This is a genomic window from Micromonospora sp. NPDC126480, assembly GCF_040302465.1.
GTDB lineage: Bacteria > Actinomycetota > Actinomycetes > Mycobacteriales > Micromonosporaceae > Micromonospora.
On sequence record NZ_JBEORU010000014.1, the window covers coordinates 1 to 21,480 of the forward strand.

General features: G+C 72.8%; 24 protein-coding genes. 5 read left to right on the plus strand and 19 right to left on the minus strand.

The window, feature by feature from the left end; translation table 11 throughout:
• The 3 genes from ABTW87_RS15055 to metK form a co-directional block, all read right to left on the minus strand.
• Positions 1–495: adenosylhomocysteinase (locus ABTW87_RS15055; protein WP_350651391.1), on the minus strand; the 495-nt coding region annotated here is incomplete at its 3' end.
• A 46-nt stretch (positions 496–541) separates the two neighbouring features.
• Positions 542–847 (minus strand): DUF6059 family protein, encoded by a 306-nt coding sequence (locus ABTW87_RS15060; RefSeq protein WP_350651392.1) that lies wholly within the window; start codon positions 845–847, stop codon positions 542–544.
• Positions 847–2,064 carry a methionine adenosyltransferase gene (gene metK / locus ABTW87_RS15065; protein WP_350651527.1) on the minus strand — a complete coding sequence of 406 codons (1,218 nt, stop codon included), beginning with the start codon at positions 2,062–2,064 and terminating at the stop codon, positions 847–849. The genes ABTW87_RS15060 and metK overlap by 1 nt, the downstream gene beginning before the upstream one ends.
• A 140-nt stretch (positions 2,065–2,204) precedes the next feature.
• Between metK and ABTW87_RS15070 the strand changes: the two genes are divergently transcribed.
• Positions 2,205–2,471 carry a hypothetical protein gene (locus tag ABTW87_RS15070; RefSeq protein WP_350651393.1) on the plus strand — a complete coding sequence of 89 codons (267 nt, stop codon included), beginning with the start codon at positions 2,205–2,207 and terminating at the stop codon, positions 2,469–2,471.
• A gap of 120 nt (positions 2,472–2,591) precedes the next feature.
• Positions 2,592–3,800: a S8 family peptidase gene (locus ABTW87_RS15075; RefSeq protein WP_350651394.1), complete on the plus strand. Its 1,209-nt coding sequence runs from the start codon at positions 2,592–2,594 to the stop codon at positions 3,798–3,800.
• Positions 3,801–3,949: 149 nt separating this feature from the next.
• Here ABTW87_RS15075 and ABTW87_RS15080 read toward each other — a convergent pair whose 3' ends face one another.
• On the minus strand, positions 3,950–4,492 hold the full coding sequence (locus tag ABTW87_RS15080; RefSeq protein WP_350651395.1) for a hypothetical protein: 543 nt from the start codon (positions 4,490–4,492) through the stop codon (positions 3,950–3,952).
• Between the two features lie 112 nt (positions 4,493–4,604).
• Here ABTW87_RS15080 and ABTW87_RS15085 point away from each other — a divergent pair, with 112 nt between their 5' ends.
• Positions 4,605–5,834, plus strand: coding sequence for a GNAT family N-acetyltransferase (locus ABTW87_RS15085; RefSeq protein ID WP_350651396.1), 1,230 nt, complete (start codon positions 4,605–4,607; stop codon positions 5,832–5,834).
• Positions 5,835–5,850: 16 nt separating this feature from the next.
• Positions 5,851–6,162, plus strand: coding sequence for a hypothetical protein (locus tag ABTW87_RS15090; RefSeq protein WP_350651397.1), 312 nt, complete (start codon positions 5,851–5,853; stop codon positions 6,160–6,162).
• 7 nt (positions 6,163–6,169) lie between these two features.
• Here the strand turns inward: ABTW87_RS15090 and ABTW87_RS15095 are convergent, their stop codons facing one another.
• The 4 genes from ABTW87_RS15095 to ABTW87_RS15110 all read right to left on the minus strand — a co-directional run bounded on the left by ABTW87_RS15095 (position 6,170) and on the right by ABTW87_RS15110 (position 9,130).
• Positions 6,170–6,637 (minus strand): ribose-5-phosphate isomerase, encoded by a 468-nt coding sequence (locus tag ABTW87_RS15095; protein ID WP_350651398.1) that lies wholly within the window; start codon positions 6,635–6,637, stop codon positions 6,170–6,172.
• 83 nt (positions 6,638–6,720) lie between these two features.
• Entirely contained in the window at positions 6,721–7,920 is a 1,200-nt protein-coding gene (locus tag ABTW87_RS15100) for a DUF1015 family protein (protein WP_350651399.1), read from the minus strand.
• A gap of 124 nt (positions 7,921–8,044) precedes the next feature.
• Positions 8,045–8,335: a hypothetical protein gene (locus tag ABTW87_RS15105; protein ID WP_350651400.1), complete on the minus strand. Its 291-nt coding sequence runs from the start codon at positions 8,333–8,335 to the stop codon at positions 8,045–8,047.
• A gap of 171 nt (positions 8,336–8,506) precedes the next feature.
• Positions 8,507–9,130: a mycothiol-dependent nitroreductase Rv2466c family protein gene (locus tag ABTW87_RS15110; RefSeq protein WP_350651401.1), complete on the minus strand. Its 624-nt coding sequence runs from the start codon at positions 9,128–9,130 to the stop codon at positions 8,507–8,509.
• Positions 9,131–9,348: 218 nt separating this feature from the next.
• On the opposite strand from ABTW87_RS15110, the gene pepN reads away from it, so the two are divergent.
• Positions 9,349–11,895, plus strand: a complete 2,547-nt coding sequence (pepN, locus tag ABTW87_RS15115) for an aminopeptidase N (RefSeq protein ID WP_350651402.1) — start codon at positions 9,349–9,351, stop codon at positions 11,893–11,895.
• A gap of 145 nt (positions 11,896–12,040) precedes the next feature.
• Here pepN and ABTW87_RS15120 read toward each other — a convergent pair whose 3' ends face one another.
• The 11 genes from ABTW87_RS15120 to ABTW87_RS15170 all read right to left on the minus strand — a co-directional run bounded on the left by ABTW87_RS15120 (position 12,041) and on the right by ABTW87_RS15170 (position 21,475).
• A complete protein-coding gene (locus tag ABTW87_RS15120; protein WP_350651403.1) occupies positions 12,041–12,454 on the minus strand; it encodes a DUF5130 family protein in 414 nt (137 codons plus the stop codon).
• Entirely contained in the window at positions 12,441–12,755 is a 315-nt protein-coding gene (gene ctaJ / locus ABTW87_RS15125) for an aa3-type cytochrome oxidase subunit CtaJ (RefSeq protein WP_502891584.1), read from the minus strand. Before ctaJ ends, ABTW87_RS15120 begins: the two co-directional genes overlap by 14 nt.
• Before the next feature lie 46 nt (positions 12,756–12,801).
• Complete coding sequence (locus ABTW87_RS15130) at positions 12,802–14,268, minus strand: amidase (protein ID WP_350651404.1); 1,467 nt, start codon at positions 14,266–14,268, stop codon at positions 12,802–12,804.
• A 197-nt stretch (positions 14,269–14,465) separates the two neighbouring features.
• Entirely contained in the window at positions 14,466–15,467 is a 1,002-nt protein-coding gene (locus tag ABTW87_RS15135; protein ID WP_350651405.1) for an amidohydrolase family protein, read from the minus strand.
• Positions 15,467–15,991 (minus strand): 3-hydroxyanthranilate 3,4-dioxygenase, encoded by a 525-nt coding sequence (locus ABTW87_RS15140; RefSeq protein WP_350651406.1) that lies wholly within the window; start codon positions 15,989–15,991, stop codon positions 15,467–15,469. The genes ABTW87_RS15135 and ABTW87_RS15140 overlap by 1 nt, the downstream gene beginning before the upstream one ends.
• Positions 15,988–16,413: a RidA family protein gene (locus ABTW87_RS15145; protein ID WP_350651407.1), complete on the minus strand. Its 426-nt coding sequence runs from the start codon at positions 16,411–16,413 to the stop codon at positions 15,988–15,990. Before ABTW87_RS15145 ends, ABTW87_RS15140 begins: the two co-directional genes overlap by 4 nt.
• Complete coding sequence (locus ABTW87_RS15150) at positions 16,410–17,183, minus strand: 2-keto-4-pentenoate hydratase (protein ID WP_350651408.1); 774 nt, start codon at positions 17,181–17,183, stop codon at positions 16,410–16,412. The genes ABTW87_RS15145 and ABTW87_RS15150 overlap by 4 nt, the downstream gene beginning before the upstream one ends.
• Positions 17,180–18,244 carry a 4-hydroxy-2-oxovalerate aldolase gene (gene dmpG / locus ABTW87_RS15155; RefSeq protein WP_350651409.1) on the minus strand — a complete coding sequence of 355 codons (1,065 nt, stop codon included), beginning with the start codon at positions 18,242–18,244 and terminating at the stop codon, positions 17,180–17,182. Before dmpG ends, ABTW87_RS15150 begins: the two co-directional genes overlap by 4 nt.
• Positions 18,241–19,203 carry an acetaldehyde dehydrogenase (acetylating) gene (locus tag ABTW87_RS15160; RefSeq protein WP_350651410.1) on the minus strand — a complete coding sequence of 321 codons (963 nt, stop codon included), beginning with the start codon at positions 19,201–19,203 and terminating at the stop codon, positions 18,241–18,243. Before ABTW87_RS15160 ends, dmpG begins: the two co-directional genes overlap by 4 nt.
• Complete coding sequence (locus ABTW87_RS15165) at positions 19,200–19,997, minus strand: 2-keto-4-pentenoate hydratase (RefSeq protein WP_350651411.1); 798 nt, start codon at positions 19,995–19,997, stop codon at positions 19,200–19,202. The genes ABTW87_RS15160 and ABTW87_RS15165 overlap by 4 nt, the downstream gene beginning before the upstream one ends.
• A complete protein-coding gene (locus ABTW87_RS15170; RefSeq protein WP_350651529.1) occupies positions 19,994–21,475 on the minus strand; it encodes a 2-hydroxymuconic semialdehyde dehydrogenase in 1,482 nt (493 codons plus the stop codon). The genes ABTW87_RS15165 and ABTW87_RS15170 overlap by 4 nt, the downstream gene beginning before the upstream one ends.
• Positions 21,476–21,480 lie beyond the last annotated feature (5 nt).

Sequence of the window (21,480 nt, forward strand, 5' to 3'; positions counted from 1 at the left end):
CGCCCGCTCGAACTCCACACCCTTGTGCACCAACAACGTGGCATCCCCACCATCATCGAGGATCATGTTCGGACCCTGCCCGTCCGGCCACGTCAGCACCCGCTCCGTGCACCACCAATACTCCGCCAGGGACTCGCCCTTCCACGCGTACACCGGCACCCCCGCCGGAGCCTCCGGGGTGCCCTCCGGACCCACCACCACCGCAGCGGCAGCATGATCCTGAGTCGAGAAAATGTTGCACGACGCCCACCGCACCCGCGCACCCAACGCAACCAGAGTCTCAATCAACACCGCGGTCTGCACCGTCATGTGCAACGACCCCGTCACCCGCGCACCCGCCAACGGCTGCGCCCCCGCGAACTCGGCACGAATCGCCATCAAACCCGGCATCTCATGCTCCGCAAGCCGGATCTCCTTACGCCCGAACTCAGCAAGCGACAGATCCGCCACCTTGAAGTCCTCGGCGGTACGCACCAGGGTGTCGGCTCCCGACATGGTCAGACTCCTCACTCACGCTGTCGATCCACAGGTCGTCGGCGGGTCACCGCAGTTGGGACCAGAGTCGCCGCTCCTCGTCGGTGAGCGGCTGGTGCGGGACCAGCCGCTCGGGGTGACCGGCCGGGGGCTGCGTCTCCGTCGCCGGCGGCCCGTCCGGTACCGCGTCGGGCGGCGGCGCTTGCGCACCCGACGGCGGCGGATCGTCGGCGGCGCCGTCGGCCGCCACCGGTGCCGGGTCGCCCCGGCCGTAGGACCGGAGGATCTCCCGCAGGTCGATCCCGGCGAACGACGCGCCCAACAGGCTCAGCCCGAGTTCGACCTCGGACATGACGCGCCGGAACCAGCCCATCAGCTCGCCGCGCTCTTGAGGTCGGCGGCGCGGTCGGTGCTCTCCCACGTGAAGTCGGGCAACTCCCGACCGAAGTGCCCGTACGCCGCGGTCTGCGCGTAGATCGGCCGCATCAGGTGCAGATCCCGGATGATCGCCGCCGGCCGCAGATCGAACACCTCCGTGACCGCCTTCTCGATCCGCTCCACCGGCACCGTCTCCGTCCCGAACGTCTCCACGAACAGGCTCACCGGATGCGCCTTACCGATCGCGTACGCCACCTGCGCCTCACACCGCTCCGCCAAGCCGGCGGCGACCACGTTCTTGGCCACCCACCGCATCGCGTACGCCGCCGACCGGTCCACCTTCGACGGATCCTTCCCCGAAAACGCCCCACCACCATGCCGCGCGTACCCGCCATACGTGTCCACGATGATCTTCCGGCCGGTCAGACCCGCATCACCCATCGGACCACCGATCTCAAACCGGCCCGTCGGATTCACCAACAACCGGTACCCCTCGGTGTCCAACCCCAGCGACTCCACCTCCGGCGTGATCACATGATCACGCACGTCCGGAGTCAACAACGACTCCAACGAAATGTCCGCCGCGTGCTGGCTGGAGACGACCACCGTGTTCAACCGCACCGGCCGCAGACCCTCATACTCGATCGTCACCTGCGTCTTACCGTCCGGCCGCAGATACGGCACCGTCCCGTCCTTACGCACCTGCGCCAACCGCCGCGACAGGCGATGCGCCAACGCGATCGGCAACGGCATCAACTCCGGCGTCTCCGAACACGCAAAACCGAACATCATCCCCTGATCACCGGCACCCTGCGCGTCCAACGCGCTCTCCGACTCACCGGTCCGCAACTCGAAGGCGTTGTCCACCCCCTGCGCGATGTCCGCCGACTGCGCCCCGATCGACACGCTGACGCCGCAGGACGCTCCGTCGAAACCCTTCTTCGACGAGTCGTAACCGATGTCGAGGATCGTCCTACGCACGATCGTCGGGATATCGGCGTACGCCTTCGTGGTCACCTCACCCGCGATATGCACCTGACCCGTCGTGATCAACGTCTCCACCGCGACCCGCGACCGCGGATCCTCCGCGAGCAACGCGTCGAGGATGCCATCACTGATCTGATCGGCGATCTTGTCAGGGTGACCTTCCGTGACCGACTCCGACGTGAACAGCCGGCGTCCCGCCCGATCGGCCGGCGCGCCGGGAGTCAGCGGGAGCGATGCGTACGTCAAGGGGACTCCTCCGGGTGCGCTGGATCCGTTCCTACGGCGGTCGATTCTCGCGACGCCCGGTCAACGCTCACTCAAGCCGCCCGTTTTGCACCGGAGCGCCCCGGGTAACCCGCGTCGACATGGACACGAACACGACAGCCCACCTGGTTGGTGGCCCCCGGGACGGCAGCGCCCTGGACACGGGCGGCGACGCCCTGCTCGAGGTGGAGATCGACGGCATGATGCACCGCTACGTGCGGACCACGAAGCAGCACGCCGAGGGCGGGCCCGTCTACACGTACGACGGCGTGGTCGCTCCGGACGGCGGCGAGCCCGGTGTCGAGGACCCGCAGGCCCGGGTCGCCTCGCCGAGGGCCGACGCCGAGGGGCAGGGGGGAACGCACTGAAACCGGCGGCGGAAGCCGCCAGTTATATCCAGCGATCTCGATGCATCGGTATTCTGCTGGCAACCCGTCGTGCTCTCCCGCGGTCACGAGCCGCGGGAGAGCGGCCAGGAGGAGGAACCGATGCCCTTCGCCGTTCCCCGACGTCTCCGCACCATCGCGCTCGTCGCCGCCGTCGCGGGCGCGCTGACGGCCGGCCCGGCCACCGCCGCGCCCGCCGCAGGCCAGATCCGGTACGCCGACTCGCCGACCGCCGTCGCCGACAGCTACGTGGTGGTACTCCGGGACGTGTCGACCGGGACCCGCTCCGCGAGCGTGGACAGCACCGCCCACCGGCTCGCGAACCGGCACGCGGGCACCGTGCGGCAGGTCTTCCGGAACGCCCTCGACGCATTCGAGGTACGCCTGACCGCGCCCGCCGCCCGCCGCCTCGCCGCCGACCCGGCGGTCGCGTACGTCGAACGGAACCAACGAGTCGGACTCTCCGCCGGTGGCGTGCAGCTGAACCCGCCGTCCTGGGGGTTGGACCGGATCGACCAGCGCAACCTGCCGCTCGACGGCCGGTACGCATACCCGAACACCGCGCCGAACGTCAACGCGTACGTGATCGACACCGGCGTGCGCGGCACCCACCAGGACCTCGGTGGCCGGGTCGGGCCGGGGGTGGACCTGGTCGACGGCGGCCCGGCCGACGACTGCAACGGACACGGCACCCACCTGGCCGGAACGGTCGGCGGCACGCTGCACGGGGTGGCCAAGGAGGTGCGGCTGCACCCGGTACGCGTGCTCAGCTGCGCGGGCAGCGGCACCATCGCCCAGGTGATCGCCGGCATCGACTGGGTCACCGCGAACGCGGCGCGCCCGGCGGTGGCCCTGCTGGCGCTCGGTGGCGGCGCGAGCACCGCGCTGGACACGGCGGTGACGAACTCCATCCGCTCGGGCGTGACGTACGTGGTGACCGCGGGAAGTTCGGCGTCGAACGCCTGCAACTACTCCCCGGCGCGGGTCCCCGCCGCGCTGACCGTGGCCGGCACCACCCGTACCGACGGCCGGATGCCCTCCGGCAACTACGGAACCTGCCTCGACCTGTACGCGCCGGGAGCGGGTATCACGTCGACCTGGCACCCGAGCGACACCGCGACGGCGACGATCAGCGGGGGCTCGATGGCCGCCGGGCACGTCGCCGGCTGCGCCGCGCTCGCCCTCTCGGCGAACCCGACCTGGAGCCCCGCCCAGGTCACCGGCTACCTGACGAGCCGGGCGACCGTCGGCGTGGTGAGCGGCGGCTCGGTGAGCGGCACCCCGAACCGCCTGCTGTACTGCGGGCCCTGACCGAGAAGCCCGCCGCGACCGGGTCCCGCGGGGATGATCCGCGCCGGGCCGGGTATGCCTCCCACGACCTGGTGGGAGGACGACGTGGTCGCGACAGCACGCGACCGGACGCACGGGTGGGCGGGGCGGCGACACGCCCCGCCCACCCGTCAGTTGTTGGTGATCCAGTTCCAGACCGAGACGACCCACTCGGTCTGCTGGAGCCACGCCACGCCGAGACCGGCCAGGAAGACGGCCGTCACCAGGTGCGCGCCGCGGGCGCTGCGCCGCACGCGGCCCAGGCGCTGCTCCAGCACCACCCGGCCGAGCAGCCGGGCGAGAGCGAACAGGCCGGCCGCCACGAGCAGGCTCAGCACGAAGATCAACAGCGGCGCCGCGAGGTTGCCGCCGCCGGAGATCGCCCAGATACCCCAGCAGACGAACGCGAAGAGCGCACCGGCGGCGCTCCACTGCCCGCCGCGCCGAAGCTGGGCGATGTGCCAGCTCAACGGGCGGCGCGGGGCCGGTGCGCCGGGCCAGCCCGGCCCGGTCGGATCCTGGACCACAGGGAACGGCTCCGTTCGTTTCGCGCCGGACGGCCCCACCGAGGCCACCCCCCGCCGGAAGGCGTCCCGCTGCTGCGGCACCCCGACGCCCGGCTGCGGCGGCACCTCGACGGTCCGCTCCGCCCACGGCTGCGTCTGGTCGGCCATGTCGTCCCTCCCCTGGACCGGACGGGACCAGCGGGGCCCCGTCTGACTATCGAGGGTAGCCAGCGCGCAAATCGGTCGTCCGGAACACCGCCGGTGCGCTAGACAGGGCCACATGACTGCCCCACTGCGCTTCGACGCCGCCCGGACCGAGGACTTCGACGAGCTGGGCGAACTGCTCGGCAGCCTGTTCCACGGCGGCTTCGACACCGAGTCGTGGGCGGTCGAGAAGGACCTCCTGGAGCCGGAGCGCACGGTGCTCGTCCGCGACGGCACCGACCTGGTGGCGAGCGCCACCGCGTACACCCGCGAACTGACCGTGCCCGGGGCCTGCCTGCCCGCCGCGCACGTCAGCATGGTCGGGGTGGCCCCCACCCACCGCCGTCGAGGGCTGCTCACCGACCTGATGCGACGACAGCTTGGCGAGGTGCGGGACGCCGGCCGCGAGCCGGTCGCCCTGCTGTGGGCCAGCGAGGGACGGATCTACCCGCGCTTCGGGTACGGCCTGGCCAGCCAGCGGCTCGTGGTGGAGTGCGAGACGACCGAGCTGCGCCTGCCCGGCCCGACGCCCGCCGAGGGCCGCCTCCGCCTGGCCCGGCCGGCGGAGTGCCGGGCCGAGCTGGCCCGGGTGTACGACGTGGTGCGCCCGGACCGCCCCGGCTGGTCGAGCCGGGGCGAGGTGTGGTGGAACTACGTCGTGTCCGACCCGGCGTCGCACCGGGGCGGCGCCACCGAACGCCGGGCCGTTCTGCACGAGGGGCGTGACGGCGTCGACGGGTACGCGCTCTACCGCACCCGGGGCGAATGGGACGCCGCCGGCCCGAAGGCCACCACGATCGTCGACGAGGTGGTGACCGGCGACCCGGCCGCGTACCTGGCGCTGTGGCGGATGCTGCTCTCCCTCGACCTGACCCGGCGGCTCACGTACCGCGCGGCGGCGGTGGACGAGCCGCTGCTGCGGCTGGTCAACGAGCCGCGCCGGCTGGCCCCACAGCTGAGCGACGGGTTGTGGCTGCGGGTCGTGGACCTGCCCGCCGCGCTCGCCGGCCGGCGGTACGCGACCGCGGTGGACGTGGTGCTGGAGATCACCGACGAACTGCTGCCGACGAACACCGGCCGGTGGCGCCTCACCGGCGGCCCGGACGGGGCCACCTGCACCGCCAGCGACGGGCCGGCCGACCTCGCCTGCGACGTACGCTGCCTCGGCGAGCTCTACCTGGGTGGGGCCGGGCTCGGCGAACTCGCCGCCGCGGGCCGCGTCCGGGAACTGCGGCCCGGCGCGCTGGCGGCCGCCGGGCCGGCCTTCGGCTGGCATCGGGCGCCCACCGGCATGGAGGTGTTCTGAGCGGTACGGTCGGCTGATGGGTGACGTGGAACGACGCCGGCGCCGGCACCGCAACCCGACCGACGGCGGCACCGACGGTCCGAGCGCGGCGACAGCCGGGGTGCACGACGGCGACGCGCCACCCCGTAACCGGCGGAGCGGCGCCGACGAGGGCGAGCGCGGGCTGCGCGGGCTGGTCGGCTCCGGCTCGTCCCAGGTGAGCGTGACCGCCGCGATGCGCGCGCGCGACGCCTCGCGCCCGACGGACGAGGACCTGGCGGAGGCGGCGGCCCGGGTCGTCCTCGTCCGCCGCAACTGGACCCCGCGCGAGGACCTTCCCCGCCGGTGACCGCCGCTCAGGGCAGCGGCGGAAGCTCGCGACTGCCCTCGTAGTCGGCCACCTGGCGGATCCGGCGGGCGTGGCGCTCGTTGCCGGAGAACGGGGTGGTCAGGAACGCCTCGACGATCGCGGTGGCCTCGTCCAGGGTGTGCTGCCGCGCGCCGACCGCGACGACGTTGGCGTCGTTGTGCTCGCGGGCGAGGTGAGCCGTGTCGATGCTCCACGCCAGCGCGGCCCGCACGCCGGTGATCTTGTTCGCGGCGATCTGCTCGCCGTTGCCGGAGCCACCGATGACCACACCGAGGCTGCCCGGATCCGCCACCACCCGGTCCCCCGTGTGCAGGCAGAACGCCGGGTAGTCGTCGTCCGGGTCGTAGGCGTGCGGGCCGACGTCGACCACGTCGTACCCCTCCTTGGCCAGGTGGTTGGCCAGGTGCGTCTTCAACTCGAAACCGGCGTGGTCGGAACCCAGGTAGACACGCATACCGCGCAGTCTGACAGGCCCGCCTCCGTACCGGCGCGCGGGCGGCGGCACGGAGGCGGATTCGTCACAGGTGACCGTAGCCTTCAGTGCTCCAGCTCGGCGACGACCAGGCCGCCGCGGGCCTTCGGGGTGAACCAGGTGCTCTTGCGCGGCATCTTCTCCCGGGCGAGGTTCACCGCGACGAAGTCGTCGACGGTCACCGGCGCGATGAGCACGGCCAGCTCGGCCCTGCCGGCGGCGACCTCGCCGGTCAGCCAGCTCGCCGGGTAGTCACCGCCGACGTACGTGATCCGCTTGTCACCCGGGTCCAGCCCCAGCGCGTCACGCAGCAGCAGCCGCTCGACAAGCGCGTGGTCCAGGTTCTCCAGGTCGCCCGCACCCACCCGGGGCAGGCGCACCGCGTACCCCCGGTCGGCGAGCCGGAGATGGATGGTGCCGCCGGCCGCCGGCACCTCGACCGGGCCGTCGATCGGCTCGATCTGCGCGCCGGCGGCGCGCAGCCGGTCGAGCAGCTCGGCCGGGCCGGTGGTGAGTTCGCTGACCAGCCGGTTGTACGGCTGGATCGCCACCGACGCCGGCGTGGTGACCACGGCCAGGAAGCGCGGCAGCCCGCCGGTCTGCGCGGCGAGACTGCGGTGGTTGCCGTCGGCGACGACCAGCTCGCCGCCACCCGCGAGAGCCGTCAGCTCGTCCTGCTCGGCGCCGGGGCCGACCAGCCAGATGGCGTGCGTACGCCCGGCCTGGTCGGTGTCGGTGGCGGCCGGCGCCCCGGCCGCGTCGGTCGCCGCGGCGAGGGCGGCGTGCAGGTCGTCGCCGCGCCCGGTCTGGAGCAGGAGCACGGGCGAGAGCAGGTGGCCAAGCGTCTCGGCCAGGGCCACCCGCTCGCGCACCTTGGCGATGAACACGTCCTCGTTGCGGATGACCAGGCCCGGTTCGTCCGCGCTTGTGGAGATCTGATCGGTGTCGACCATGGCGAAGAGCCCGTACGCGGGCTCCTCCCCCGGCGCGCTGATCCGGTAGAGCACCACCACCTGCTCGGCGGGGGTATAGCTGCCGTCCGCCTTCGCCTCGGCGAGCCGGGCCACCGCGTCGGGCAGCGCGTCGAGGAACGACTTCCCCACGCTCTCCGGAGCCCGGTGCGGCATCTCGATGCCGAGGGCACTGTGCGGGTTCGCCTCGATGATCGCGGTGATCTCCGCGTCGTCGGCGAACTCGTCGTAGTTCTGCGCGCCGGTGCCGCCGGTGGTGATCCAGGCCCGGGCGATCGGATGGACGACCGTCATGTCCGATGACGCTACCGGTGCCCGCCGGCGCCGTGTCCCGTACCCGCCGTCCCGCCCACCAGGTGAAAGGAAGGGCCCCTTATTAACGCCTGCGGTAGAGGAAGGGCCCCTTGTTAACACCTCGTCAGACGTCCCGTACCCGGCGGTGCCGGCCCGCTGGCGCCGGCTCGACCGGCCGGCGGGGCGCGATGGCGGGGCGGGACCGTTCCGGCGCGCCGGGCGGAGTGAGCCGCGACGTGACCGGCACGCGGGCCACGCCGACCACGATCGGCGGGGCGAGCAGGTCCACCATGTGCGTGGGCAGGTCGGGACGGACCGCCGGCCAGCGGGAGTCGTCGACCGACCAGTACGCGGGGTTGTCGCTCGTCTCCTCCCTGGTCAACGGTTCGTCACCGGACGCACGGTGCTTGGCCATCAGACTTGCCTCCACGAGCTGCGGGGTGCGGCCCTTTCGGGTCGCTGCGGGTCGCTGCGGCGGACATGGAGGCCAACGAATCCGCCGGAGGCCGGGTGACGGCGGTCCCAAGGTGTTAACAAGGGCCCCTTCCTCTACGCGAAGCGTTAAGAAGGGGCCCTTCCTTTCACCTCAGTCGAAGATGGGGTCCTGTTCGCGGGAGCGCTTCAGCTCGTAGAAGCCGGGCGTACCGGCGACCAGCAGGACGCCGTCCCAGAGGCGACCGGCGGCCTCGCCCTTCGGGGCCGGGGTCACCACCGGCCCGAAGAAGGCGACCGGGGAGCCGTCCGGGCCTGGCGCGTGGATGACCGGGGTGCCGACGTCGGTGCCGACCGGTCGCATGCCCGCCTCGTGGCTGGCCCGCAGCGCCTCGTCGTGGCCGGCGCTCTCGGCGGCCTGCGCGAGTTCCGGGTCCAGGCCGGCATCGGTCAGGGCGGCCGCGTACAGCTCCGGGGAGAGCTTCTCCCGCTCGAGGTGGATGCGGGTGCCGAGCGCGGTGTAGAGGCCGCGCAGCGCCTCCGCGCCGTGCCGCTGCTCGGCGGCGATGCAGACCCGCACCGGGCCCCAGCCGGTCCGCATCAGCTCCTGGTACTCCTCGGGCAGGTCCCGGCCCTCGTTGAGCACCGACAGGCTCATCACGTGGAACCGGATGTCCACTTCCCGGACCCGCTCGACCTCCAGCAGCCACCGGGACGTGATCCACGCCCACGGGCAGATCGGGTCGAACCACATGTCGACGGTGACACGCTCGCTCACGGTGAGGTCCCTTCACGACGGGTGGCGCCGCTCCTCGGCGCCTGCACCGATCTTCACCCCGGTTTCCTGAGGACGACACCGGAATGAGAGCGTGACCTCGCCCACCGTGGGGCCCGGGTGCATGCAAGACTCGATTCGCGCGGCTGCCACGAGTGGCTGGGCAACGGCGCCGCGGTCGGCGACGGCGAGACGAGGGATGGAGACGAACAGTGCCGGGAGTGCGCAACCTGACGCAGGTGGAGGCCACCGAGCGGAGCCGCCTGCTCGACGTGACCGGGTACGACATCGACCTGGACCTGTCGAGCGCCGTACAGGCCGGTGGTCGCACCTTCCGGTCCAGGACCGAGGTCCGGTTCCGGTGCACCGAGCCGGGTGCGAGCACCTTCATCGAGGTGGCCGCCGACTCGGTGCGGTCCGCCACCCTCAACGGCACCCCGCTGGACCTCGGCGACTGGTCGGCGGAGAAGGGTCTCGTCCTGTCCGGCCTGGCCGCGGAGAACACGCTCGTGGTCGAGGCGGACTTCGCGTACTCGAACAGCGGGCAGGGGCTGCACCGCACGGTCGACCCCGTCGACGGCGAGACCTACCTGTACAGCCAGTTCGAGACCGCGGACGCCCAGCGGGTCTTCGCCGCCTTCGACCAGCCCGACCTGAAGAGCGTCTACACGTGGCACGCCACGGTTCCGGCGCACTGGAAGGTCGTCTCGAACATGCCCGTGGAGCGTGAGGAGACGGCGGGCGAGGGCCTGAAGACCGTCCATTTCGCCGAGTCGGTGCGGATGAGCACCTACATCACCGCACTCTGCGCCGGGCCGTACCACGAGGTGCGGGAGACCCACGACGGCATCGACCTCGGGGTCTTCTGCCGGGCCTCGATGGCGCCGCACCTGGACTCCGACGACCTGTTCCTCGTCACCCGGCAGGGCTTCGACTTCTTCCACGACCAGTTCGGGGTGCGTTACCCGCTCACGAAGTACGACCAGCTCTGGGTGCCGGACTTCAACGCCGGCGCGATGGAGAACTTCGGCTGCGTCACCCACGCCGAGTCGCACTACCTGTTCCGCTCGCAGGTCACCGACTACGAGTACGAGCAGCGCGCCAACACGATCCTGCACGAGATGGCGCACATGTGGTTCGGCGACCTGGTCACCATGCGGTGGTGGAACGACCTGTGGTTGAACGAGTCGTTCGCCGAGTGGGCCAGCCACTGGTGCAACACCCACGCGACGCGCTTCTCCGAGGCCTGGACGACGTTCCTGTCCATCCGGAAGAACTGGGGCTACCGGCAGGACCAGCTCTCCTCCACCCACCCGGTCTACACCGAGATGCCGGACCTGGAGGCGGTCGAGGTCAACTTCGACGGCATCACGTACGCCAAGGGCGCGAGCGTGCTCAAGCAGCTCGTGGCGTATGTCGGCGAGGAGCCGTTCCTGGCCGGCCTCCGGTCGTACTTCGGCAAGCACGCGTGGGGCAACGCGACCTTCGACGACCTGCTGTCGGAGCTGGAGGCCGCCTCCGGGCGGGAGCTGCGCAAGTTCGCCGCGCAGTGGCTGGAGACCCCGCAGGTCAACACGCTGCGCCCGGAGGTGACGATCGGCGCCGACGGCAGCTACGAGCGGGTCGTGGTACGGCAGGAGGCGCCGGCGGGGCACCCGACGCTGCGTACCCACCGCATCGGCGTCGGCCTGTACGACCTCACCGACGGCCGCCTGGTCCGGCGCGAGCGCGTCGAGGTGGACGTCACCGGCGAGGCGACCGAGCTGGCCGAACTGGCCGGGCTCCGCGCCGCGGACGTGCTGCTGCTCAACGACGACGACCTCACGTACGCGAAGCTGCGGCTCGATGAGCGCTCGATGGCCACCGTGGTGCAGCACATCGCCGGCTTCGAGTCGTCACTGGCGCGGGCGCTGTGCTGGACCGCCGCGTGGGACATGATCCGTGACGCCGAACTGGCCGCCCGCGACTACGTGGCGCTGGTGCTCGCCGGCCTGCCCGCCGAGACCGACATCAACCTGGTCACCGCCACGCTGCGGCAGGCCACCACCGCGCTGACCTTCTACGCCGACCCGGTGTGGGCGCCGACCGGCTGGGCCGACCTGGCGCGGACCTCGCGCACGGCGCTCGCCGCCGCCGAGCCCGGCAGCGGCTTCCAGCTCGCCTGGGCCCGCGCGTACGCCTCGGCGGCCCGCTCGTCGGAGGACCTGGCGACCCTGCGGGGTTGGCTGGACGGCAGCGGGGTGCCGGCCGGCCTGACCGTCGACACCGAGCTGCGCTGGACGGTGCTCGGCGCGCTGGTGGCCAACGGCGCGGCCGGCCCCGCCGACGTGGAGGCGGAGCTGGCGACCGACCGCACCGCCAGCGGTGAGCGGGAGGCCGCGTACGCGCACGCGCTCGTGCCGACCCCGGAGAACAAGGCGGCCGTGTGGGCGCAGCTGACCGGCCCGGATCCGCTGCCGAACTGGCGGCACCGCGCGCTGCTCATGGGGTTCGCCCATCCGACGCAGGTCGAGCTGGTGCGCCCCTACCGGGACCGGTACTTCGCCACGGTCGCGCAGGTCTGGGCCAGCCGGGACAGCGAGCCGGCGCAGGAGTTCGCGCAGCTGGCGTACCCGGCGTACCTGGTCGAGGACGACACCGTGGCGGCGACCGACGCCTGGCTGGCCGGCGAGGGCCACCCGGCCCCGCTGCGCCGGCTGGTCGCCGAGGGCCGCGACGGCGTGATCCGGGCTCTCAAGGCCCGCGCCCGGGACGACCGGAGCGCCTGAGCAGGAGTAGCCGGCCGGGGCCGGTGTGGGCGGAGGCCCGCGCCCGGGCCCCGGCCGTTCCGGCACCCCTGCCGCGCTGACCGCGACGGCGACACGACGAAGCCCGGTCCGCGTGGACCGGGCTTCGTCGTGCGCGGAGCGGGATTCAGCCCTTGCCGGCGTGGCTGGCGAGCTGGTCGAGGCCGGTGATGATGCCGCCGGCCAGGTCGCCGCCGCCGAAGGCGGCCACCATGGAGAGGGCGGCGAGCTTCGCGTACGTGTCGGGGATGCGCTTGCGGGCGTGCCGGCCGGTGACGATCTCCAGTTGCCGCTGGTTCGGCGAGATCGCGATCAGCACGGACCGGTGGGGTTCGGCGAGCTGGCGGTGCAGCCGCTCGGCGTGCTCCCGGATCGGCTCGTCCAGGCCACCGACGAAGACCGAGAAGACCAGGCCGGTCCCGCGGTCGGCCAGTCGCAGCGCCTCGTCGATGCGCAGCAGCTGGCGGGTCGAGAACGGCCCGTCCAGGACCTCGGGCGGGTTGCCCGTCCCGGACTGGGGCTGCAGCTCACCAACGGTCACTTGCGCCTCCGGTTCCACCGGCCGGCGGCTCGATGCCGGCCCGCTCCTGCTTGCCGCTGGTCAGCGCGGGCGACTGCGCGCCGACGGCCATCACGGCGCCGGCCGAGTCGGCCAGCTCCTCCGGGCGGCTGAGGAACCAGACCGGAGTGAAGTCGAAGGGCCGGCCCGGCCGGTAGCGCTTACCGCGACCGCTTCCGGTGCCACGGTTGCTGCCGGCGTACGCCAGACCGGCGATCACCAGCACCGTGGCCGCCGGGATGCCGACGAAGACCAGCAGAGTGTCGGTTACAGACAATCCCAACGCCCCCAGGCGAGAGAGAGACCAGGAATCCGGGTCGGGTGGACGGTCATGTGGACGATTCCCCGACTCCGCTTGTGCTATTCACGTTAGCGGAGCCGACCGCCCGCCAGATCGCGGGGTGGTGATCCCATCCGCCACTGGACTGTTCCAGTTGCGCAGCGGTGGCGATCAGACGGGCGTCGGCACCGTACCGGCCGCTGAGCAGCACCCCGACGGGCAGCCCGTCGGCGGTCACGCCCACCGGCAGCGACATGGACGGATCGCCCGTCACGTTGAATATGGCGCAGTACGGCGAGAACCGGCGTTGCCGGTCGAAGTCCTCCGCCGGGTCGCGGCCCTCGGTGAACCAGCCCACCGGCGCCTGCGGCGCGGCCAGCGTCGGGCAGAGCAGCAGGTCACAGCCGGCGGTGCGGCGCACCCCGAGGCGGACCTGCGCCTGCAGCTCGCCGAGCGTGGCGGTGAGGGTGGCCGCGGAGATCGCCGCGCCGCGGGCCCGCAGCAGCCGGGTGAGCGGCAGCAGCTCGCTCTCCCGCTCGGGCGGCACCGGGGCGAGCGCCAGCACGTACCAGACGATCTCGAACAGCGGCCACGCCGCCGGCGTGAGCGGCGCCGGCACCTCGACCACGTCGTGGCCGGCGGCGGCGAGCAGGGCGGCGGCCCGGTCCACGGCGGCCACGCAGTCGGGGTGCACCGGCTCGTCGGCGAGCATCGGTGTGGTGAAACGCCCGATCCGCAGCCGGCCCGGCTCGGCCGCCCGGGCCGCGGCCAGCCACCCGCCGGCCGGCGGGAGCGGCGGCAGGTAGGGCTCGCCGGGGACCGGCTGGGCGAGGACGTCGAGCAGCGCGGCCACGTCGGCGACGGTCCGCCCGATCGGGCCGCTGGTGGGCAGCCCGTACGCCCCGAAGCCGACCGGCCCGCCGGAGACCAGCCCACGGCTGGGTTTGTAGCCGACCAGCCCGCACATCGACGCCGGGATGCGCAGCGACCCGCCGCCGTCGGAGCCCTGCGCGACGGGGACGAGACCGGCCGCCACCGCGGCCGCCGCGCCGCCGCTGGACCCACCCGCGGTGTACGCGATGTTCCACGGGTTGCGCGCCGGTGGCGCGACAAGTCCCTCGGAGTAGAGCGAGCAGCCCAGCTCGGAGGTGGTGGTCTTGCCGAGGCTGACCAGGCCGGCGTTGCGCATGAACCGGACCACGTCGGCGTCGACCGGCGGCACGAAGTCGGCGAAGGCGGCCGAGCCGAAGGTGGTGCGTACGCCCGCGGTGAGCGTCAGGTCCTTGATGGCGGTCGGCACCCCGTGCAGCGGGCCTCGCGCGCCTGGTGGGACGGCGTCGGCCGCGTCGGCGGCGGCCAGCGCCGCGTCGGGGGTGACGGTGACGAACGCCCCGACGGTGTCGCCGAGCGCCGCCACCCGCGTGAGGTGGTGCTCGACCAGGTCGCGGCTGGTCAGTTCGCCGCGGGCGATCGCGTCGGCCTGCTCCAGCGCGGTCAGGTCGTGCGGCTCGGCCATGCCCCCATCCTGCCCGGCGCCGGACCGTGACGCACTCGTCACGCGCCGGCAAGCACCCCAAGGTCCTCGCTTCGGGCCCTTTGCTCTGCTTCAACCCACGCACCAGATTCGGCTCGGAACCGTTGCGCCCGTTGAAGCAGAGCAAAGGGGGCGCGGATGAGTGGCCGGGGGCGGGCGCAGCGCCCGCGGCCTGGGTCTCAGCCGCGCAGGAAGCGCAGGGCGTTGCCGCCGAGGAGCTTGGCGCGCTGGGCGGGAGTGAGGAAGTCCGACCGGTGCACGACCGCGCCGACCGGCCGCTCCCCCAGCGGGTACGGGTAGTCGCTGCCCACCAGCACCCGGTCCTCCCCCATCGTGTCGACGAGCAGCCGCAGCGCCGCCGGTTCGAACACCACCGAGTCGACGAGGAACCGGTCGACGTACGAGCTGGGCGGCGCGGCCGACGCACCGCGAATCAGGTCACCCCGGCGGTGCCAGGCGTTGTCGGCGCGGCCCAGCCAGAACGGGAAGCTGCCGCCGCCGTGCGCGAAGCAGATGCGCAGCGTCTCCGGCACCTTGTCGAACACCCCGCCGAGGATCATCGCCAGCACCGACAGGTGGGTCTCGGCGGGCATTCCGGTGAGCCACCGGGCCATCCACCGGTCGAGCCTCGGCCCGCCCGGCATGTCCCAGGGGTGGACGAAGACCGGGGCGCCGACCTGCGCGCAGTGGGTGAGGAACTCGACGATCCCGCCGTCGTCCAGGTCGCGGTCGCCGACGTGGTTGCCGATCTCGACACCGGCGTGCCCGGCCGCGAGGCAGCGGTCCAACTCGGCGCAGGCCGCCTCCGGGTCCTGCAACGGCACCTGGCAGAACGGCACCAGCCGGCCACCGCCGGCGGCGGTGACCTCGAGGGTGCGGTCGTTGAAGATCCGCGCCACCTTGACCGCCTGGTCGGCGGGTCGGTCGTAGCAGAAGAAGACCGGTGTCGGGGAGACCACCTGCACGTCCACGCCGTCGGCGGCCATGTCGGCCAGCCGGGTGTCGGCGTCCCAGCACTGCGCGCCGACCGGCCGGAACTCGGTCTCCCCGACCATGATCATGGCCGCCCGCTCGGAGTCGATCCGCAGCCAGGGCCAGCCGGACCCGCCGCACGCCGCGGCGAGGTCCGGCCACCCCTTCGGTACGACGTGCGTGTGCACGTCCACCACCGGTCCGCGCATCAGCCCTTGCCCGGGTGCAGCGCGCCGCAGTTGTCGCAGGTGCGCGCCTTCTCGTCGGCGTAGAAGGCGGCGAAGACCGGGGGCAGGTCCGCGGCGATGTCCCGCACCTGCAACTCGACCTCGTGCACCTTGTGGTGGCACTCCGGGCAGTACCACTGGAACTTCTCCAGCGTCCCCTCCTCGCGCACCCGCTCGATCACCATGCCGATGGAGCCGGCCTCGGGACGCTGCGGGGAGTGCGGGGTGTCGCGCGGCAGCATCCACATCTGGCCCTCGCGGATGTGCACCGTACGCGGGCCCTCCGGAAGCATCAGGTTGACGTGCATGTTGCCCTTGACCTGGTAGAAGAACTCCTCGTACGGGTCGACGTGGAAGTCGGTGCGCTGGTTCGGCCCGCCCACGACCATGACGATGAAGTCGTCGCTGCCGGGCAGCATCTCCTTGTTGCCCACCGGCGGCTTCAGCAGGTGCTGGTTCTCCGCGATCCACCCGGGAAAGCTGAACGGCTCGGCGATCTCACTCACGAGTGACCTCCTTGTGGGAGCAGGGCGACGGCCTGCATCTCGATCAGCAGGTGCGGGTGCGGCAACTGGTGGACCGCGACGGTCGTCCGGGTCGGCCCGGTGGCGTCGAAGAACTCCGCCCACACCTCGTTGTAGCCACCGAAGTCGTTCATGTTGACCAGGTAGCTGGTGACCTGGACGAGGTCGCCCAGGCCGGCCCCGACCGACCCGAGCAGGTCCCGGATGTTCTCGATGACCGCCCGGGTCTGCGCCCGGATGTCCAGGTCGGTCGTGCCGAACTCGTCCACCTGGACCCCGGCGAATGTGTTGTCCGGGCGGCGGGAGGACGTACCGGAGACGAAGACGAACCCGCCGGCGACCTTGACGTGCGGGAAGGCGCCCCGGGGGACCGCCTTCCCGGCGACGACCCGCGCCCCGCTCACGACGCCGCCCGTAGGGACGCGGTGCCGAGCTTCTCCACGACGGCGCGGACGTGCGCTCCCGGGCGCAGCGGAACCGCGGCCGTGGCGGCGCCGGCCAGGAAGACCCAGCCCTCGCGCAGCCGCACGCCGTGCCGGCCGGCGAGCCGGATGCCCTCGTCCAGCGCGCGACGCGGGTCACCGAGGATCGCCGCGGTCGAGCCGACCTGCGCGACCCGACCGTCGATCTCCAGCAGCACGCCGAGGTTGTCCAGGCCGTCCGGCACCGGGCACCAGGGCCCGACCACGAACGCGCCGGCGGAGGTGTTGTCGGCGATCACGTCGGGCAGCGAGAAGGTGAAGTTCGCGTACCGGGAGTCGATCAGCTCGATCGCCGGGGCGACCGCGCGGACCGCGGCGGTGAAGTCGGCGACCGGCTCGCCGGGCTCGGGCAGCCGGTCCAGCAGGAACGCCACCTCCGGCTCGACCCGGGGGTGGATGAAGTCGCCGACCGGGACGGTGCCGCCGTCGGGAATCCGCATCACGTCGGTGAGCCGACCCCAGATCACCTCGTCCACGCCGACCTGGGCCATCTTCGCCTTGCTGGTCAGGCCCATCTTGAGGCCGACCAGCCGTTCGCCCCGGTCGAGGCGGCGCTGGAGCAGCGCGGTCTGCACCGAGTACGCGGCGTCGACGTCGAGACCGGTCTCGGCGGCGAGCTGCGGGATCGCGGTGGCGGTGTCGGCCGCGGCGCACAGCTTCCCGGCGATGCCGGCGATGTCCGGCCCGATCACGAGTCCTCCTTCCGGCCGGCGAGGTCGAGCGCCACATCGACGATCATGTCCTCCTGGCCGCCGACCATCCGCCGCCGGCCCAGCTCGACCAGGATCGAACGAACGTCCACGCCGTACTTCGCCGAGGCCCGCTCCGCGTGCCGCAGGAAGCTGGAGTAGACGCCCGCGTATCCCAACGAGAGCGTCTCCCGGTCCACCCGTACCGGCCGGTCCTGCAACGGGCGCACCAGGTCCTCGGCGGCGTCCATGAGCGCGAACACGTCACACCCGTGCTTCCAGCCGTGCAGCTCGGCTACCGCGACGAAGACCTCCAGCGGCGCGTTGCCGGCGCCGGCGCCCTGCCCGGCAAGGGAGGCGTCCACCCGGACGGTCCGGCCGTGCGGGGCGTCGGCCCCGGCCGGCGCGGCGCCGTGGATCCGGCCGTGCTCGACCGCCACCACGCTGTTGGCCACCCCGAGCGACAGGTTGTGGTGGGCGTGGATGCCGATCTGCGTCTCCGGGTCGAGGACCTGCCGGTACGCGTCGACCCGCTCGGCCACGTCGGACATCAGCAGCCGGCCCCCCGAGTCGGTGACGTAGACGCAGTGCGCGCCGTACGACTCCATCAGCTTGGCCTGCGCGGCCAGTCCGGCCGGGTCGTTCATGTGCGACATCATCAGGAAGCCGGACACGTCCATGCCGTTCTCCCGGGCCCAGGAGATGTGCTGGGCCGAGATGTCCGCCTCGGTGCAGTGCGTGGCGATCCGCACGCTTGTGACGCCGAGTGCCTTCGCGGCCTTCAGGTCGGCGATCGTGCCGATGCCGGGCAGCAGCAGGGTGGTGAGCCTCGCGGTGGTCAGCACCTCGGCCGCCGCCGCGATCCAGTCGGCGTCGCCGGCCGCGCCGTGCCCGTAGTTGACGCTGGAGCCGGCGAGCCCGTCGCCGTGCGCCACCTCGATCGCGGCCACTCCGGCGGCGTCGAGCGCGGCGGCGATGCCGCGTACCTGGTCGACCGTGTAGCGGTGCGCGATGGCGTGCATCCCGTCCCGCAGCGTCACGTCCTGGATGTACAACTGCGTCATCGGACCGTCACCTCCGCCTGCCGTCCCGGCGCGGCAGCGCCGGTTGGGCGCAGGGCGACCAGCCGCTCCGCGGTACGCAGCGCGGCCGAGGTCATGATGTCCAGGTTCCCGGCGTACGCGGGCAGGTAGTGCCCGGCGCCGGACACCTCCAGGAACACCGAGACCTGGAGGCCGGTGAGGTGCCGGCCGAGCGACGGCACGTAGGTGTCCACCGGGTCGAACTGCACGTCCTGCTTGAGCCGGTAGCCGGGGACGTACTCCTGCACGCTCCGCACCATCGCGGCGACCGAGGCGGCGATCGCGGCCCGGTCGGCGTCGGCGTCCGGGCAGAGGCAGTAGACCGTGTCCCGCATCAGCAGCGGCGGGTCGGCCGGGTTCAGCACGATGATCGCCTTGCCGCGACCGGCGCCGCCGACCACCTCGATCGCCCGGGCGGTGGTCTCGGTGAACTCGTCGATGTTGGCGCGGGTGCCCGGCCCCGCCGACTTCGAGGCGATCGAGGCGACGATCTCCCCGTACGCGACCGGGGTGACCCGGCCGACGGCGGCGACGATCGGCACGGTCGCCTGCCCGCCGCAGGTCACCATGTTGACGTTGGTCTCCTGCAGGTGCTCGTCGAGGTTCACCGGCGGCACCACGTACGGGCCGATCGCGGCGGGGGTCAGGTCGACCACGGTCCGCCCGTGGGCGCGCAGCACGGCGTCGTTGTGCCGGTGCGCGCCGGCGGACGTGGCGTCGAAGACCAGTTCCACGTCGGCGAACTCGGGCAGCGCGACGAGCCCGTCCACCCCGTCGGCGGTGGTGGCCACGCCGAGCCGGCGGGCGCGGGCCAGCCCGTCGGAATCCGGGTCGATGCCCGCCATCGCGACCATCCGCAGCGACTCCGACAGCCGCAGCACCTTGATCATGAGATCGGTCCCGATGTTGCCGGAGCCGATCACCGCCACACCGACGCTCACTGGTCACCGTCCTTCGTGAAGCAGGTCCGCACCGAGCCGAGCCCGGAGATCCGCGCCTCGTACGCCGCGCCGGGGGTCACCGGCACCATCGGGCCGAGCGCCCCGGAGAGCACCACGTCACCGGCGCGCAGCGGGTCGCCGGAGCGGGCGAGCGTCTGCGCCAACCAGGCCAGCGCGTGCAGGGGATTGCCGAGGCAGGCGGCTCCGGCGCCCACCGAGACCGGCTCACCGGCGTGCTCCAGGACCATGCCGGCCAGGCGCAGGTCGACGTCGGCGAGCCGGTGGGGTGTGGTGCCCAGCACGAACAGCCCGCTGGACGCGTTGTCCGCCACCGTGTCCACGATGGAGATGTCCCAGCCGGCGATCCGGGAGTCGACGATCTCGATGGCGGGCAGCAGGTGGTCGACCGCCCGGGTCAGGTCGGCGGTGGTGATCCGCTCGTCCGGCAGGTCCGTGCCGAGGACGAAGGCGATCTCGGCCTCCACGCGGGGCTGGAGCAGCCGGTCCAGCGGCACCTCGACCCCGTCGGGCACCGCCATCTCCTCGGTCAGCACCCCGAAGTCCGGTTGGTAGACGCCGAAGCTCTCCTGCACGGCCCGCGAGGTCAGCCCGATCTTGGCGCCGATCCGCCGGTGGCCGCGCCGCAGCCACTCCCGCACCTGCAACTGCTGCACGAGGTACGCCGAGGTGACGTCGCCCTCGGGGAGCAGCCGCCCGCGCAGCGGCGGGCAGGGCTTGCCGCTCTCCCGGGCGTCGGTCAGCTCCCGGGCGGCGGCCTCGTAATCAACGCTCATGACAGGTCCACGCAGACGTTTGTGAGTTCGGAGTAGAAGTCCAGCGAGTGCACCCCGCCCTCGCGGCCGATGCCGGAGGCCTTGACCCCGCCGAACGGGGTGCGCAGGTCACGCAGGAACCAGGTGTTGACCCAGACGATGCCGGCGTCGAGCCGGGCGCCGGCGCGGTGGGCGCGGCCCACGTCCCGGGTCCAGACCGCCGCCGCCAGGCCGTACTCGGTGCCGTTGGCAAGCGCGTACGCCTCGTCCTCGGCGTCGAACGGCGCGACGTGCACGACCGGGCCGAAGATCTCCTCCCGGTTGGTGCGGGCGTCCGGGCCGAGCCCGGTCAGCACCGTCGGCTGCACGTACGCGCCGCCGTCGCGGGCGTCGCCGAAGCGTGGCGTGCCGCCCCCGGCGAGCACCTCGGCGCCCTCGGAGCGGGCCAGCTCGTAGTGCCCGAGCACCTTCTCCCGGTGGGTGTGCGAGATCAGCGGCATGTTCACGGTGGCCTCGTCGGCCGGCCACCCGTACGGCAGCTCGGCGGCCCGCTTCGCCAGCCGCGCGGTGAACTCCTCGAAGACCGGGCGCTGCACGTAGATCCGCTCGGTGCAGAGGCAGACCTGGCCGCCGTTGGTGAAGCTCGACCGCACCGACCCGGCGACCGCCGCGTCCAGGTCGGCGTCGGCGAAGACCAGTCCGGCGTTCTTGCCGCCCAGCTCGAAGGAGACCGCCTTCACGCCGTCGGCGGCGGCCCGCATGATGGCGCCGCCGGTGGCCGACTCGCCGGTGAAGGTGATCGCGTCGACGCCCGGGTGCCGGGTGAGGAACTCCCCGGCCGAGTCCGGCCCGAAGCCGTGCACCAGGTTGAACACGCCCTCCGGCACGCCGGCCGCGGCCATCACCTCGGCGAGCAGGGTCGCCGAGGCGGGGGTCTCCTCGCTGGGCTTGACCACTACCGCGTTGCCGCAGGCCAGCGCCGGCGCCACCTTCCAGGTGAGCAGCAGCAGCGGTAGGTTCCACGGCACGATCACCGCGACGACGCCGACCGGCTTGCGGACGGCATAGTTCAGCGCCCGGCCGCCGGTCGGGGTGACCGTCGTGAACGATTCGGTGGGCGCGGTCGCGACGATCTCGGCGAACGCGCGGAAGTTCGCCGCGCCGCGCGGGATGTCCAGCGTGCGAGCCTGCGAAATGGCCTTGCCGGTGTCCGCCACCTCGGCCGTGACCAGGTCGTCGAAGCGGCGCTCCAACTCGTCGGCGACGCGGCGCAGCACCTCGGCGCGCTCCCGCTCGCCCATCCGGCCCCACGGGCCGCGCAGCGCCGCCCGGGCCGCGGCCACCGCGTCGTCCACCACCGACGAGGAGGCCTCGACCACCTCGAAGACCGGCTCGCCGGTCACCGGGCTGCGCTTGGTGAACCGGCGGCCGGCGTCGACGAACTCGCCGGCCACGAAGTTGCGCAGCACTTCCGGCCCGTCGGGCGCGTGCCCGGCCATCAGCC